This is a genomic window from Aminobacter sp. MDW-2, assembly GCF_014250155.1.
Classification (GTDB): domain Bacteria; phylum Pseudomonadota; class Alphaproteobacteria; order Rhizobiales; family Rhizobiaceae; genus Aminobacter; species Aminobacter ciceronei.
Window position 1 is genome coordinate 2034927 of record NZ_CP060197.1, and the last position, 14518, is coordinate 2049444.

Consider the following 14518-nt stretch of genomic DNA (forward strand, 5'->3'; position numbering starts at 1 on the left):
GGGTTTGTGATTCAGTGGGTGATGTTGAAGCGAGCCGGCCCTGAACAAACCGCACTTGAGATCGTCACGCTCGATCAACTGGTTCCAGTTGATCACCTTCTGCGCAAGATCGATGGTGTTATCGATTTCTCGTTCATCCACGATCTGACAGCGCCGCTTTACTGCGCCGACAATGGTCGCCCGCCACTCGATCCGACCTTGATGTTCAAGGCGCTGTTCATCGGCTACCTGTTCGGGGTGCGCTCGGAGCGGCAATTGGTGCGAGAGATCGAGGTCAATGTCGCCTACCGGTGGTTCCTGCGGCTGAAGCTGACGGACAAGGTGTTCGACGCCTCGACATTGTCGCAGAACCGACGCCGGCGTTACCAGGACGAGACGATCGCGCAGGCGATCTTCGACCGCATTGTCGAGCAGGCGATCGGGGCAGGCTTGGTCGACGGCACGGTGCTCTACACCGACAGCACGCACCTGAAGGCCAATGCCAACAAGGGCAAGTACGACCTTGCCATGGTCGCCAAGTCGCGTGCCGACTACTGGGGCGAGCTCGACCGGGCGATCGATGCCGAACGGGCGTTGCACGGCCAGAAGGCGCTGAAGGAGCAGGAGCGGCAGCCTGCGGTGAAAGAGACGAAGGTCTCGCGCACCGATCCTGAGGCAGGCTATATGGTGCGCGAGGGCAAGCCGAAGGGCTTCTTTTATCTCGATCACCGCACGGTGGATGGCGGCTTCGGCATCATCACCGACACGTTTGCCACGCCGGCCAACGTGCATGACTCGATCGTCTATCTCGACCGGCTCGACCGCCAGGTGGAGCGTTTCGGCTTCGACGTCACGGCGGCGGGGCTGGATGCCGGCTATGCCACGCCAGGCATCGCCAAGGGCCTGGAGGACAGGAACATCCACGGTGTCGTCGGCTATCGCAACCCGACCCGGCCAAAGCCTGGCAAGATGAGGAAGGGCGCTTTCGTCCATGAGCCGGACCTTGACGGCTATCGTTGCCCGCAGGGCCAGTTGCTCACTTACGCCACCACCGATCGCGGCGGTTATCGCCACTACAGGAGCGACCCGACGATCTGCCGCAACTGTCCGCTGCTGGCGTCTTGCACATCAAACGCCAAGGCCGAGCGCACCATCACGCGCCATGTCTGGCAGGATGTCCGCGAGCGGGTCGATGCCAACCGCTTAACCGCATGGGGCAAGGCGATCTATCGACGCCGCAAGGAGACGGTCGAGCGATCCTTCGCCGATGCCAAGCAGCTCTTCGGCCATCGTTATGCCCGCTTCCGAGGGCGAACACGCGTCGCCTGCCAGTGCCTGATCGCAGCCGCCGCCCAGAACATGAAAAAGATCGCAATCAGCCTCTGGCCAAAGCCAGAACCAAGCCTCGCATGAGGCCAAAGCCGGCTCGCAACGGCACTGGCATCTGCCCCCCGACATCAATCCAAAAGCTCAATCAACCCACAAAACAAAACCCCGCCGAAATTCGACGGGGTTTGTCAGCAGTCTGAGCCCCGCAACAGCGGGGCTTTCTGTTGGTAGCGGCGGGATCAGCCTGATCAGGCGGTGCCATCGAAGACGTGAGCCTTGCCGTGGACGCTGATCCGTACGATCGCGCCCACCGTTGGCGCGTCGACGAAGGACCGGCGCAGGATGAGCGGGTGGTTGCCGATAACGGCGGCGTCGGGCGGGTCGAGACTGTTGAGTACACGCAACGCGACAGTGCTTACCGAGCCGGCGAACTCTGCCTCGATGATCTCGCCGAAGACCACGTTGGGTGGCGGATTGGCGACGTCTGCCCGCGACGCCGGCTCAAGGAAGACCTGCTCCGGGCGCAGCATGATACGGGCGACGTCGCGCGGGCTCGTGCTGTCAGCGCCGATGTGGCCGATGGCGCATTCGGCGATGCCGCTTGAGATACGCGCCGGAAGGATGATGCTGTCGCCGAGGAACTCGGCGATCATCCGGTCCTTCGGGCGCAGATAGAGGTCGCGTGGCGCGCCGACCTGCGAGAAGGCGCCGTCGCGCATGACAGCGACCTGGTCGGCGAAAGACAGGGCCTCGGCCTGGTCGTGGGTGACCAGGATCGTGGCGATGCCGGCCTGTTCGAGCAATTCGGCGACGGCCTTGCGCATCGAGGCGCGCAAGCCCGTGTCGAGAGCCGAGAACGGTTCGTCGAGCAGCATCAGGCGCGGCTTGCGCGCCTTGGCACGGGCGAGTGCCACGCGTTGCTGCTGGCCGCCGGAGAGCTGGTGCGGGCGGCGCTTGAGGATGCCCCTGTCGAGGCCGACGACATAAGCGAGGTCGGCGATGCGTTCGTCGCGCGCATCCTCGTCGCGTTTCATGCCGAAGCCGATATTGTCGGCGATGCTGAGATGGGGAAACAGCGCGCCGTCCTGCGCCACCACGCCGATGCCGCGGCGATGCGCCGGCACGACATCGCCATTGCCCGCGAGTTCGGTCCCATCAAGCACGATGCTGCCGGCATCGGGGGCCTCAAAACCGGCGATGAGACGCAACAGTGTGGTCTTGCCGCAGCCCGAGGGGCCGACGATGGCGGTGCGGCTCCCGACTGCGACCGCAAGCTCGATGCCGTCGACGGCGGTGACATTGCCATAGGCTTTGCGCAGGCCATGCAGGTGAAGAAAGCTCATCGGCCGGCCATCCGTCGCGACTGTACATAAAGGAGCCAGGTCAAGGGCAGCGACATCACCACCATGATCAGTGCGTAGGGTGCGGCTGCGGCATAGTCGAGTTCGTTGCTCATCGCCCAGAAGGCCATGGCGAGCGTGCGGGTGCCGTTGGGCGCGAGCATCTGGGTGGCGGTGAGTTCATTGGTGATGCCAAGCCCAACCAGGGCAATGCCGGCGGCGGCGCCCGGCGCGGAGAGGCGCACCGTCGTCGACCACAGCGCGCGCAGCGGGCTGCGGCCGAGGCTGCCGGCCGCCTGTTCGAGCTCGACCGGAGCCTGGGCGATGCTGGCGCGCAGCGACACCAGCGCCCGGGGCAGGAACATCAGCGCATAGGCGGCAAGGATGGTGGCGACGGTCTGGTAGAGCGGCATCGCGACACGCACAGTGACCGTGACCAGAGCGAGCGCGATGACCACGCCGGGCAAGGAGCCGACGATGTAGTTGCAGCCTTCGAGCAGGCGCGGCAGTGGGCCTGGGCGGCGGATCGACAGCCACGCCATTGGAATGGCGATGGCGACGGTGAGCAGCGCGCCGCCGAGCGCCAGCACGAGCGTCTGCCACAGCGCGAGGCTAATGACATCGAGGTTCCAGACGCCGGCGCCACCGGCGACGAGCCAGCGGCCGACGGTCAGGAATGGCACGCCGAGCGCCAGCGATGCTGTGATCAGTGGCAAGGCGAGGCAAGGCACGGTGGCGCGGCCGAGGCTTGTGCGCACAGCGGTGCGCGCAGCACCCGAGCCGACGCGGGCGTAGCGCTCGCCGCCGCGCAGCATGGCTTCGAGCGCCAGGAGCACGAGGCAGCAGACGACCAGCACGCCGGCCAACATGTTGGCCGCCGGTCCGTTGAAGGTCGACTGGAACTGGTCGACGATTGCGGTGGTGAAGGTGTCGAAGCGGATGAAGACATAGAGGCCGTATTCGGCAAGCAGGTGCAGGCCAACGAGCAGCGCGCCGCCCAGCACGGCGAGCTTGAGCTGGGGCAGGACGACCCGAAGGAAAACGCGCCAAGGGGTGTTGCCGAGCGAGGCGGCAGCGTCTTCCAGCGCCGGATCGAGCCGGCGCAGCGTCGCTGCCACCGGCAGATAGATGAAGGGAAAATAGGCAATGACCGAAATCAGCACGCCGGCGAAAAGGCCGTGCATGGATGGAAACAGGGTGATCCAGGCATAAGAATGGACGAAGGCGGGAACGGCGAGCGGCGCTACCGACAGCCCCGACCAGAAACGTGCGCCGGGCAAGTCGCTGCGTTCGGTCAGCCAGGCCAGGGCCACCGACAAAAGCGCGGTGATCGGCACGACGAGGATGACGAGCGAAAGCGTGTTGACCAAGAGTTCGCCGACGCGTGGCCGGAACACCAACTGGGCAACTGAGGTCCAGCCGGTCTGGATCGCAACCCAGATGATGAAGCCGAGCGGCAAAAGGGCAAACAGCGACACCAGCACCGCCGCGACCGCGATCCAGGATGTCGGCAGCAGGCGGGACCAGGCTGCGGCTGGGGTCGATGGCCGCGAAGGATGATATTCAGCCGACGAAGGCGTCACTCCAGGCTCCCGGTTCGCCTCGCGGCGAGGAATGGGTGACCATCCGGTGAAGGAATTCCGCCGTCTTGGCAAGCCCTTCAGGTGCGAAAGCTCCCGCGACCGTGTTGCGGGAGCTTGATTGGCGCAGTGGCATTCAGAGCAGCCCGGCCGCCGTCATCAGCTCGGACACCTTCTTGCTGTCGAGCTTCGAGGCCTCGACCTTCGGCGCCTGCAGGTCCTTGAGTGGGGTGAGCTCCGGGTTGGACTCGTCGCCGGTGCCGACGGCATACTCGAACGAGGTGCCGGTCCTGAGGATGCCCTGGCCGGTCTTGCCAGTGATCCACTTGAGGAACGCCTGGGCTTCCTTGGGGTGTTTGCTGGACGCGAGGACCCCACCTCCAGAGATGCTGACGAAGGCGCCAGGATCCTGGTTCTTGAACAGATGCAGCGAGACATTCTTGCTGTTCTCGCCCGTCTTGGCCTGATCGCCATAGTAGTAATAGTGGTAGATCACGGCGCCATCGACCTCGCCGGCATTGACCGCCTTCATGGCGGTGCTGTTGCCGCGATAGGCGGTGAAATTGGCCTTCATGCCCTTCAGCCATTCGACGGTGGCTGCCTCGCCCTTCAGTTCGAGCAGCGCGCCGACAATGGCCTGGAAATCGGCGCCCGACGGCGAGGCCGCCCAGCGACCCTTCCAGCTCGGATCGGCCAGATCGAGCAGCGATTTCGGCAGCTTGTCGGCGGTGAGCTTGGTCTTGTCATAGGCAAAGACGGTGCTGCGCGCGGCAATGCCGGTCCAGTGGCCGTTGGCGGGACGGAATTCCTCGGGCACCTGCGCCAGCGTGTCGGCATCGACAGGCGCGAACAGCCCGGCATTGTCGACCAGCGCCATGGCCGGCGAGTTCTCGGTCAGGAAGACGTCGGCCGGCGACAGCTTGCCTTCGGCGACGATCTGGTTGCCGAACTCGGTGTCGCTGCCCTTGCGGATCGTCACCTTGATGCCGGTTTCCTTGGTGAAGGCTTCGGCCCACTCGTTGGTCAGGCTTTCGTGCTGGGCGTTATAGATGACGATGCCTTTGGCATCCTGCGCCAGAGCGGACGAGGCGTAGAGGGCCAACAGCAGGGCGGCGCTGGTCAAAGCGAAATGGGTGGACTTCACGGGGGCACTCCTTGGAAGCTGAAGGTGTATGCTGGGCCGGACAGGCGGCAGCAATACATGAGTAGCGTAGTCAACATGGATGGACATGTCGACGCCAGGGAAGGCGTTGCCGAGGCGCATTCGGTGAACGATGCTGGGAGCTGGGCCGTATCGAGAAGGCTGCTGGAAACTTGAGCGAAGTCATTCGCTGTCGCGAAGTCAGACGTTACTCGAACAAGCCAGGCCTGTCGGACTGGTGCTATGTTGATCGCAAGTGGAGAAAGCGTTGGACCCCGACCGCCAGATCCGCCGTTAGCCGGCGTTTCTTGGAAATTTGTGCCGACGCCGCACCGCGTGGCGGGGCGGTCAAGACAATCGGCTGCAAATCGTGACCCCGTTCCAGTGCGTCACGATTGCATTACCCCAGGCGATTTTCTTTTGGCCCAGACGATCTGCGGCTAGGCGCGGCGGTCCCCGAGGATCATTTCGGCTGCCTTCTCGGCGATCATGATGACAGGCGAATTGGTGTTGCCGGAAACGATCGTCGGCATGATCGAGGCGTCGACGACACGCAATCCGTCGAGGCCGTGGACGCGCAGGCGGTCGTCGACCACGGACATTGTGTCAGACCCCATCTTGCAGGTGCCGACCGGGTGGAAGATCGTCGTGCCGATGTCGCCGGCCTTGCGGATGAGATCGGCGTCGCTGTCGTACTGGGTCCCTGGAAGCACTTCCTCAGGCGCGAAGCGCGCGACGGCCCTGGCCTTCATCAGGCGGCGGACATGGCGCAGCGAGGCAATGGCGGTGCTGCGGTCGCCGTCGGTGGAGAGATAGTTCGGCCTGATCTTCGCTGCCTCGCGCGCGTCTGATGAAGCCATGTGCACGCTGCCGCGGCTTTCGGGACGCAGATTGCAGACCGACACCGTGACGGCTGGAAAGCGGTGCAACGGTTCGCCCAGCCGATCAGTGCTGAGCGGCTGAACGTGATATTCGAGATCGGGCGTTTCGAGACGCGGATCGCTCTTGGCGAAAATGCCGAGCTGGCTCGGCGCCATCGACAGCGGGCCGCTGCGCTTCACCGCATATTCGAGCCCCATGGCGGCGCGGCTGAATAGATTGTGGTAGCGCTGGTTGAGCGTCGCCGCCCCCGTTACCTTGAACACGGTCCGGATCTGCAGATGGTCCTGCAGGTTTTCGCCGACGCCGGCCAGCGCGTGACGGATTTCGATGCCGAGGCCTGAAAGCAGCTCGGGCCGGCCGACGCCGGAGAGCTCGAGAATCTTTGGCGAGTTGATGGCGCCGGCGGCGAGGATTGTCTGGCTTGCCTTGACGCGATGCAACTGGCCGTCCTTGCGGAAGACGAGGCCTGTAACGCGCCTGCCGTCGAATTCGAGCTGCTCGGTCTCGGCGCCGGTGACGACACGCAGGTTGCTGCGGTCGGTTATGCCGCGCAGGAAGGCCTTGGAGGTGTTCCAGCGCACGCCGCCCCGCTGGTTGACCTCGAAATAGCCGGAACCTTCGTTGGTGCCGGTATTGAAGTCGTCGGTGCGCGGGATGCCGAGTTCCTCGGCGGCGTCGCGGAAGGCGTCGAGGATCGGCCAGGACAGGCGTTGTTTTTCGATGCGCCATTCGCCGCCCGACCCGTGCATGGCGCTCTTGCCGGCATGATGGTCTTCCGACTTCAGGAAGTAAGGCAGCACATCATCCCAACCCCAACCGACATTGCCGGACTGGCGCCAGCCATCATAGTCGGCGGCCTGGCCACGCATGTAGATCATGCCGTTGATCGACGAGCAGCCGCCCAGCACCTTGCCCCGGGGGTAGTTCAGGCTGCGGCCATTGAGGCCGGCGTCTGGTTCGGTCTTCATCAGCCAGTCGGTGCGCGGATTGCCCATGCAGTAGAGGTAGCCGATCGGGATGTTGACCCAGTGATAGCGGTCGGAACCACCGGCTTCGAGCAAAAGCACGCGATTGCGGGGATCGGCGGACAGCCGATTGGCAAGCACGCAACCGGCGGAGCCTGCGCCGACGATGACGTAGTCATAGTCGCCAAATGAGGAGGATGCTTCGGTCACTGCGGTGCCTGCTTGGACTGCTCAATGGCGATGCGCTGCCAAATCGGGGCCATCGCCTGGTTGATCTCGCCATACAATCGATAGCGCCTGGCATAAACAGGGGCAATCGCGCCATTGGGCGTATAGTGGCGGGCGGCCGAGGTCATCGCCGTCGCACCTTCAGCATAGTCGGCGAAGAGGCCAAAGCCGGTCGCGGCGGCAATGGCGGCGCCCAGCGCGCCGGTCTCGCGGCTGCGAGCCACGGTGACCGGAACGCCGAGCACGTCGGCGAAGATCTGCGGCCAGACGGCGCTGCGCGAGCCGCCGCCCGACAATGTGACCTCGTCGAAGATGGCACCCGCCTTGCACAAGGTCTCGACGTGGCGCTTGTGCTCGAAGGCAACGCCCTCGAACAAGGCGCGCAACATATGGCCGCGCGTGTGCCAGCCGGCGACGCCGTAGAATCCGGCGCGGGCGTGGCCGTTCTGCTGCGAGCCATAGAGGAAGGGGTGGTAGATCGGAATGTCGCCATCGGGGTCGACAGACGCGACGAGTTCGCTGCACAATTCGAACGGCGAAGCGTCGCCGTCATGGCCATGCTCGAAGAACTCGCGGACGATCCATTCGAGATTGGCGGCCGAGGTGGCACTCGATTCGATCGCCAGATAGCGCCTGGGGTCGAAGGTCGACAGCATGAAAATCGAAGGGTCGCGGATCGGCTCGTCCGTAATGACCTGGTTGATGCTCCAGGTGCCGGCGATGATCGAGGCTGCGCCCGTGCGGGTGACGCCCGAGCCGACAGCGCTGGCAACGACATCGAACAGGCCTGCCACCACTGGCGTGCCGGCTCGCAGGCCGGTCTGGGCCGCGACCTCTGGCGTGACGTGGCCGGCGATCTCGGCCGATTCCAGCACAGGCGGCAGAAGCTCCATGCAGTCGCCAAGCCCGTAAGCGGCAAGCAGGTCTTGAGCGTAGCGGCGGCTGGGCATTTCAAGCAGGCCGCAGCCAGACATATCAGACGTATCGGTGGAGCGTGCGCCGGTCAGCCGGTTGACGACAAAATCCTTGCACAGAAACACCGTGCCGATGCGGCTGAAAAGCTCGGGCGCATGGCGCTTGATCCAGGCGAGCAGGGTGGGCGTCTGTGCCGCCCACGGCTTTTGCAGGCAATGGGCGTAGGTGCGGTCACCGACATTCTGTTCGCCCCATTCGTCGACGATGCCTATGGCGCGCGTGTCGAGCGACTGGATGCCGATCAGCGGAGCGCCGTCGCGGTCGAGCGCATAGAGCCCGTTGCCATGTCCGGCACAGCCGATGGCAACGATGTCACCGGCGTCGATGCCGGCCTGGTCGATGCACTGGCCGATGACGGCAATGGCGTTGCGCCAGAGCTCGTCGAGGTCGCGTTCGACATGGCCTGGCTTCGGCATGCAGGAGCGGCCGTCGCGGGCGGCGAGCGCAAGTTCGCGCCCTGACGTGTCGAAGATGATCGCCTTGATGACGGTGTTGCCCGCATCTAGGCCAAGAATGTACGTGCCCATTGGCTCCTCCCGATGCCGCTGCTTCAAGCCTGCTTGTACAGGTCGAAGGCTGTGGCACCATCCGCGCCGTCGTGGATGATCGCCATCAGTCCGCGAACGACCGCGCTCGGATGGGCATGCTGGTAGATATTGCGACCATAGACCATCCCCATCGCGCCTTGCGACATCAGCGCCGCCGACTTGTCGAAGACTGTGCGCAGATCCTCCTTGCCGCCGCCACGCACCAGGACCGGGCAGCGTGCCGCCTCGACCACGCGGTGGAAGTCGTTGGGATCGGTGGTCGGGTCGGCCTTGATGATGTCGGCGCCCATCTCGCGGGCGAGGCGGGTCAGCGTGACGATCTTTTCGGCATCGCCGTCGACCATGTAGCCGCCGCTCTGGTCGACGGGCAGCATCGCCAGCGGCTCGATCATCAGCGGCAGACCGTATTTCTCGCAGTCGGCGCGGACGCGTGCGATGTTCTGGACGCATTGCCGGAACAGGTCGGGCTCATCCGGCAGCATGAACAGATTGACCACGACGCAGGCCGCATCCATCTCGATCGCACAGAGCAAAGGCTCGGCCTCGTTCTGAAGCACCGCCCACATCGCCCGATGGCGGATCTTGTTGTAGGGATTGCCCATGTCGATGCGCATCACGAGTGCGGGCTTGTCCTTGCCCGGAACGGTCTGCAGCAGGTCGGCCTGGCCGTAGTTCATCTGGATGGCGTCGGGACGAGCCTTGACCAGCTGACCGACGACGCTTGCCATGTCCTCAAGCCCATTGAGGAAACTCGGTTCGTTGCAGACGCCGTGATCGATGGCGACGTCGAGGCAGCGGCCACCGCCGAACAGCCTGTTCATGCGGACTTTGTGGTTCAGGCGCATAGGGCGCTCCTTTTGTCGTTCGTCTGGGAGAGATCGGAAAGTGCGATGCCGTGCTGATGGGCGAGCAAGGCGAGAAAGGCGCTGCGCTCGGCGGCGGCCTCGGCGGCGCTCCAGCCTTTGTGGTTGGCCAGGATGGCGAGCACGGCCTCGATGAGCTGGAGGTTGAGCCCGCCCGAAATGGCGATGGTTGTGCGGCGCAGGAATATGTCGGCGAGGCATTCGACCTGCTCGCGCTCGACGATCATGCGGATTTCGCCGGTCGAATAGTCGGAGCCCACCAGCATCGGGTCGGAGGCAGCCGCGAAATCGACCGCCGAGGTGCCGTAACGCTCAAGCAGGGCATGCGCGCGTTCGATATTGAGACCGTGCTGTTCCGCCAGCTTTGCGCACCATGCATCCGAGGCGGCGGGAAATTCTCGTCCGCCACCGATGGCGAGGTCCTGGGTGCCGGTATGGCGCGTCAGGCCGAGGCGCTCGAGCGCCATGTCGGCCGCCATCTCGCCGAAGGAGCGGAAGGTCGTCCACTTGCCACCGATCATGCACAAGGTCGCCGGCAGGCCGCCGCTTGGTTCCACGAACTCGCAGAAATGGTCGCGCGGAATGCGCCCGGTGAAGCTGTCGTCGCTGGCAGGCAAGGGGCGCACGCCGGCAAAGCGGAAGACGATGTCTTCTTCGGCGATCACGATCGTGGGGAAAACAAAAGCGAGCGACTGCAGGATGTAGCTGCGTTCGTCGTCCTCACAGCGGACCTGGTCGGGATCATCGACGCGGATGTCGGTCGAACCGATCAGCACCTTGCCGAGATAAGGAAACAGGATGCAGATGCGGCCATCCTCGTTCTCGTAATAGACCATGTGGCCGCCAAGCGCGTCATGCAGCTCGGCATTGTCGACGATCAGGTGCGAGCCCTTGGTACCGCCCATCATGCGCGGGGCGGCCGCGCCAATGGCCTTGTTGGTGAGGTCGATCCAACCACCGGTGGCGTTGATGATCAGCTTGGGGCGGAGCTGCAGGACCTCGCCGGTCAAGCTGTCGGTAAGGGCGAGGCCGTCGTTGGATGCGGCGACCGCGGCATAGTTCAGGGCGTGCGCGGTGGGGCTCGATGCCAATGCGTCGAACAACATCTCCAGGCCGAGGCGCTCGGGACGGCTGACCCAGGCGTCGTAATAGGTGGCGGAGCTGCGGATATCGGAATTGATCGCGGGCCATGTCTTGAGGGTTTCGGCACGGCCGCGGAAGCGGTGCTTCGGCATCAATCGCCGTGCTGCCGTGAACAGGTCGTACATGGTCAGTCCGGCCTTGATCACCAGCGCGCCGCGGCGGCTGGGATTGCGCGTCAGGCCGAGGAAGCGGACCGCGCCGTTGGCGATGCCGGAGAAGGTGTCGAAGATCGGCACCGTCGTCGGCAGCGGCGCGACATAGTGCGGGGCGTTCTTGAGCAGCCGGTCGCGCTCGACCAGCGATTCACGCACCAACTTGAACTCGCCGTTTTCGAGATAGCGAAGCCCGCCATGCACCATGCGCGACAGTGCAGCACTGGCGCCTGAGCAATAGTCGCCCTTGTCGGCGAGCACGACGTCGACGCCTTGCAGCGCGAGTTCGCGGAACACCGAGATGCCGTTGATGCCGCCGCCTATCACCAGCACGGCAATATCGGGCCGCTCTCGCAGAGCGGCGAGTGTGTCGTTGCGGTTCATGTGGGCTGTGCCTTTTCGCTCAGGCATCCATGGCGGTGAGATGCGCGGCGATTGCCGTGTCGATGATTGCCAATTCGTTCGTGCCAAGCGTGATCTCGCCGGCCCGTGCATTGTCGAGCGCCTGTTCGGCTGTGCGCGCGCCGCACAAGCCGAAAGTGATACCGGGCTGGGCGAGTGTCCATGCGATGACGATCTGGGCCATCGACGCCTTGTGCTGTTCAGCGACCGGCGCGATGGCCTGCTTGAGCTTTGCCACCTTCTGCCTGTTGGCGGCGGAAAAACGTGGATTGCCCTTGCGCTGGTCATCGCCGGTGAATTCACGCGAAGGATCGATCATCCCGGTCAACAGGCCGAGCGCCAGCGAGGAGTAGCTGAGCGTGGCGATGTCGTTGCGCTGGGTGATCGGCAGCAGGCTGGTCTCGATCTCACGATCGATCATCGAATAGCGTTCCTGGATCGCGTCGATCTGGCCAGCGGAGACATAAAGCTCGAGGTCCTCGGCGCTGACGTTGGAAGCACCGATGGCGCGGATCTTGCCCGCTGCCTTGAGCTTTTCCAGCGTCGCCATCGTTTCAGCAATCGGCGTCGTCGGATCCTGCCAGTGGGTGATGTAGAGGTCGATGTAGTCGGTGCCGAGGCGGTTGAGGCTCTGCTCGATCTCGTGGGCGATGCCGTCGGCGCCGAGATAGCGGTGCACCGGCTTGCCATCCTGGTCGAAGAAGTGGTTGCCCTTGCCGGAATGCCAGTTGAGACCGCATTTGGTGGCGATGACCACCTTGTCGCGCTTGCCCTTGATCGCCTTGCCGACAATCTCCTCGCTGCGGCCGAGGCCATAGGCAGGCGCGGTGTCGATCAGGCTGATGCCTGATTCAATCGAGGCTTCGATGGCGCGGATCGAGGCCTGCTCGTCGGTGCCGCCCCACATCCAGCCGCCGATCGCCCAGGTGCCGAGGCCGACGGCCGAAGCAGAGACGCCGGAGCGGCCAATGGGGCGTTGGATCTGTCGGGAGCTCATGCTGCCTCCTGTTCGGCAAGGTCGAGAATCTGGAGGCTTGTCGCCTCGTCGGTGACGATGGTGTCGAGATGGTTGCCGCGCATGGCGCTGAGGATGGGCGCGGCCTTGCTCGGCCCGCTGGCGATGCCGATCGAGCGCGGTATGGTGGCGAATTCATCCAAGGTCAGCGACACCAGCGACCGGTTGAGGGCGTAGCCGCAAAGCTTGCCGCGACTGTCGATCAGGTGGGCGAGCAACTCGCCCGATGCGCCCGACTGCTGGATGGCCTGCCGGTCGGCGCTCGATGATGGGTGCAGGTCGTAATAGCTGGAGTCGTCGGTCAAGATCGAGCCGATGCCGACAACCGCCACATCTGCCTCGCGCGCCTTGCGGAAGACATCGGCAACGGAACGCACGCCCATCAGCATTTCGCGCTGTTCCGGCGTGTCGGCAAACAAGGGCGCATGCACCTGGTAGGCGCGGCCGCCGAGCTTGTCGGCCATCAGCGATGCGACGTGGTTGACGTCGGTGTAGTGCTTGCCCTGGACGAGACCGGTGGCCGGGATGACCTCGACATCATAGCTGCGACCGGGCTTCAGCCCGGCAACAAGTGCGCTGACGCCCTTGCCGCCGGTGATCGAGATGGTGTCGCCATCCTTGATGGTGTCGAGCAGCAGACGGGCGGCGGCCTCGCCGACCCGCTGCAGCGCGGTCTGCGGATTGTCGGATACCGAGGGTACGACGACGGCGCGTTCGATGCCGCCGAGCGCGACAAGACGCGTCTCGATGTCGACGAGATGGTCGATCGGCGACTTGATCTTGATCTCGACGAGGCCGAGCTGGTGGCCGCGCTTGATCAGCCGGTTGACGGTGGCGTGCGAGATGCCGAGTTCTTTGGCGATCTCGGCCTGGGTCTTGCCCTCGACATAGTGGAGCACGAGTGCCTGGTGCATCTGGCGGACGGTCGATATGTCGTCGCGGGTGTTGGGGGGAGCCATGATGGTGTCTCGTGCTTGATGCTCAGGACTTCTTGCGGTGCAGGAAGTGGTCGATGGAGACGGCCGCTAGAAGGATGCAGCCCTTGATCATGTCCTGCCAGTAGACGGAGACGTCGAGCAGGATCAGCGAGCTGGTGACCACCGAGAGCAGTGCCATACCGAGAATGGCGCCGAAGATGGTGCCCGAGCCGCCATTGAGAGATGCGCCGCCGATCACCGCCGCCGCGATGATGTTGAGCTCCATGCCGGCGCCGAAGGTGGGCGTCGCAGCACCAAAGCGGGCCATGTAGATGACACCCGCCAGCCCGGCGAGGGTCGAGCACAGCACCGTCACCCAGAACTTCACCTGCTTGGTCTTGATGCCGGAGAACTGCGCCGCCTTCTCGTTGGAGCCGGTGTAGAACACCTTGCGGAAGGCAGTGGCGCGGCGCAGCAGGAAGTCGAAGATCGCAACGACGACGACGAAGATGATGATGACATAGGGCAGGCCGTGGAGGCTGCCCTGGCCGATGGCCTTGAATTCCGGTGGCAGCGAAAACAGCGACAGCGGCGTGCCCTTGGTGATGACCAGGCACAGGCCGCGGACGATGACCATCGCCGCAAGCGAAGTGATGAAGTGGTTGAGCCCGACCACGGTGACGAAAAAACCCATGGCAGCGCCGATCAAGGCGCTTGTGCCGATGCCGATCAGGCTCGCCGTCCACGGGTCCAGTCCGGCAAGGAACAGTGCGCCCGACACCACCATCGAGAAGCAGACCACCGAGCCGACCGACAGGTCGATGCCGCCGACGATCAGCAGGATGGTCATACCGACCACGACGATGCCCTCGATCGAGAAGCTCATCAGCATGGCGCGGAAATTGCCCCATGTCAGGAAGTGTGGCGAGGCAAAGCTCATGGCGATGCACAGCGCCAGAATGATGACGATCAGGCCGGCTTCGCGCATCGAGGCGAGGCGGGCGAAGTTGATGCGCCCGGCGGTGTCGGGTGCCTTGATCTCGGCGTGCATCACGGTTT

The 14518-nt window shown here is 64.3% G+C and carries 11 protein-coding genes; 1 reads left to right on the forward strand and 10 read right to left on the reverse strand.

Annotated elements, in window-relative coordinates:
• The first annotated feature begins 21 nt into the window (after nt 1-21).
• Nucleotides 22-1392, forward strand: a complete 1371-nt coding sequence (locus tag H5P29_RS09990) for an IS1182 family transposase (protein WP_185910322.1) — start codon at nt 22-24, stop codon at nt 1390-1392.
• A gap of 164 nt (nt 1393-1556) precedes the next feature.
• On the opposite strand, the gene H5P29_RS09995 is transcribed toward H5P29_RS09990, so the two are convergent.
• The 10 genes from H5P29_RS09995 to H5P29_RS10040 all read right to left on the reverse strand — a co-directional run bounded on the left by H5P29_RS09995 (nt 1557) and on the right by H5P29_RS10040 (nt 14510).
• On the reverse strand, nt 1557-2651 hold the full coding sequence (locus H5P29_RS09995; RefSeq protein WP_154386376.1) for an ABC transporter ATP-binding protein: 1095 nt from the start codon (nt 2649-2651) through the stop codon (nt 1557-1559).
• Nucleotides 2648-4165: an iron ABC transporter permease gene (locus tag H5P29_RS10000; protein ID WP_154386424.1), complete on the reverse strand. Its 1518-nt coding sequence runs from the start codon at nt 4163-4165 to the stop codon at nt 2648-2650. The genes H5P29_RS09995 and H5P29_RS10000 overlap by 4 nt, the downstream gene beginning before the upstream one ends.
• 199 nt (nt 4166-4364) lie before the next feature.
• The gene (locus tag H5P29_RS10005) at nt 4365-5372 is read right to left on the reverse strand and encodes an iron ABC transporter substrate-binding protein (protein WP_246787034.1); all 1008 of its coding nucleotides are present in this window, start codon (nt 5370-5372) and stop codon (nt 4365-4367) included.
• A gap of 437 nt (nt 5373-5809) precedes the next feature.
• Nucleotides 5810-7426 carry a GMC family oxidoreductase gene (locus H5P29_RS10010; protein WP_182575234.1) on the reverse strand — a complete coding sequence of 539 codons (1617 nt, stop codon included), beginning with the start codon at nt 7424-7426 and terminating at the stop codon, nt 5810-5812.
• A complete protein-coding gene (locus H5P29_RS10015; RefSeq protein WP_154386378.1) occupies nt 7423-8946 on the reverse strand; it encodes an FGGY-family carbohydrate kinase in 1524 nt (507 codons plus the stop codon). Before H5P29_RS10015 ends, H5P29_RS10010 begins: the two co-directional genes overlap by 4 nt.
• Before the next feature lie 23 nt (nt 8947-8969).
• Nucleotides 8970-9812 (reverse strand): class I fructose-bisphosphate aldolase, encoded by an 843-nt coding sequence (locus H5P29_RS10020; protein WP_154386379.1) that lies wholly within the window; start codon nt 9810-9812, stop codon nt 8970-8972.
• Complete coding sequence (locus H5P29_RS10025; RefSeq protein WP_154386380.1) at nt 9803-11509, reverse strand: glycerol-3-phosphate dehydrogenase/oxidase; 1707 nt, start codon at nt 11507-11509, stop codon at nt 9803-9805. The genes H5P29_RS10020 and H5P29_RS10025 overlap by 10 nt, the downstream gene beginning before the upstream one ends.
• A 19-nt stretch (nt 11510-11528) precedes the next feature.
• The gene (locus tag H5P29_RS10030; protein ID WP_154386381.1) at nt 11529-12524 is read right to left on the reverse strand and encodes an aldo/keto reductase; all 996 of its coding nucleotides are present in this window, start codon (nt 12522-12524) and stop codon (nt 11529-11531) included.
• The gene (locus H5P29_RS10035; RefSeq protein ID WP_067957907.1) at nt 12521-13501 is read right to left on the reverse strand and encodes a sugar-binding transcriptional regulator; all 981 of its coding nucleotides are present in this window, start codon (nt 13499-13501) and stop codon (nt 12521-12523) included. The genes H5P29_RS10030 and H5P29_RS10035 overlap by 4 nt, the downstream gene beginning before the upstream one ends.
• Nucleotides 13502-13523: 22 nt before the next feature.
• A complete protein-coding gene (locus H5P29_RS10040) occupies nt 13524-14510 on the reverse strand; it encodes an ABC transporter permease (protein ID WP_154386425.1) in 987 nt (328 codons plus the stop codon).
• Nucleotides 14511-14518: the final 8 nt, after the last annotated feature.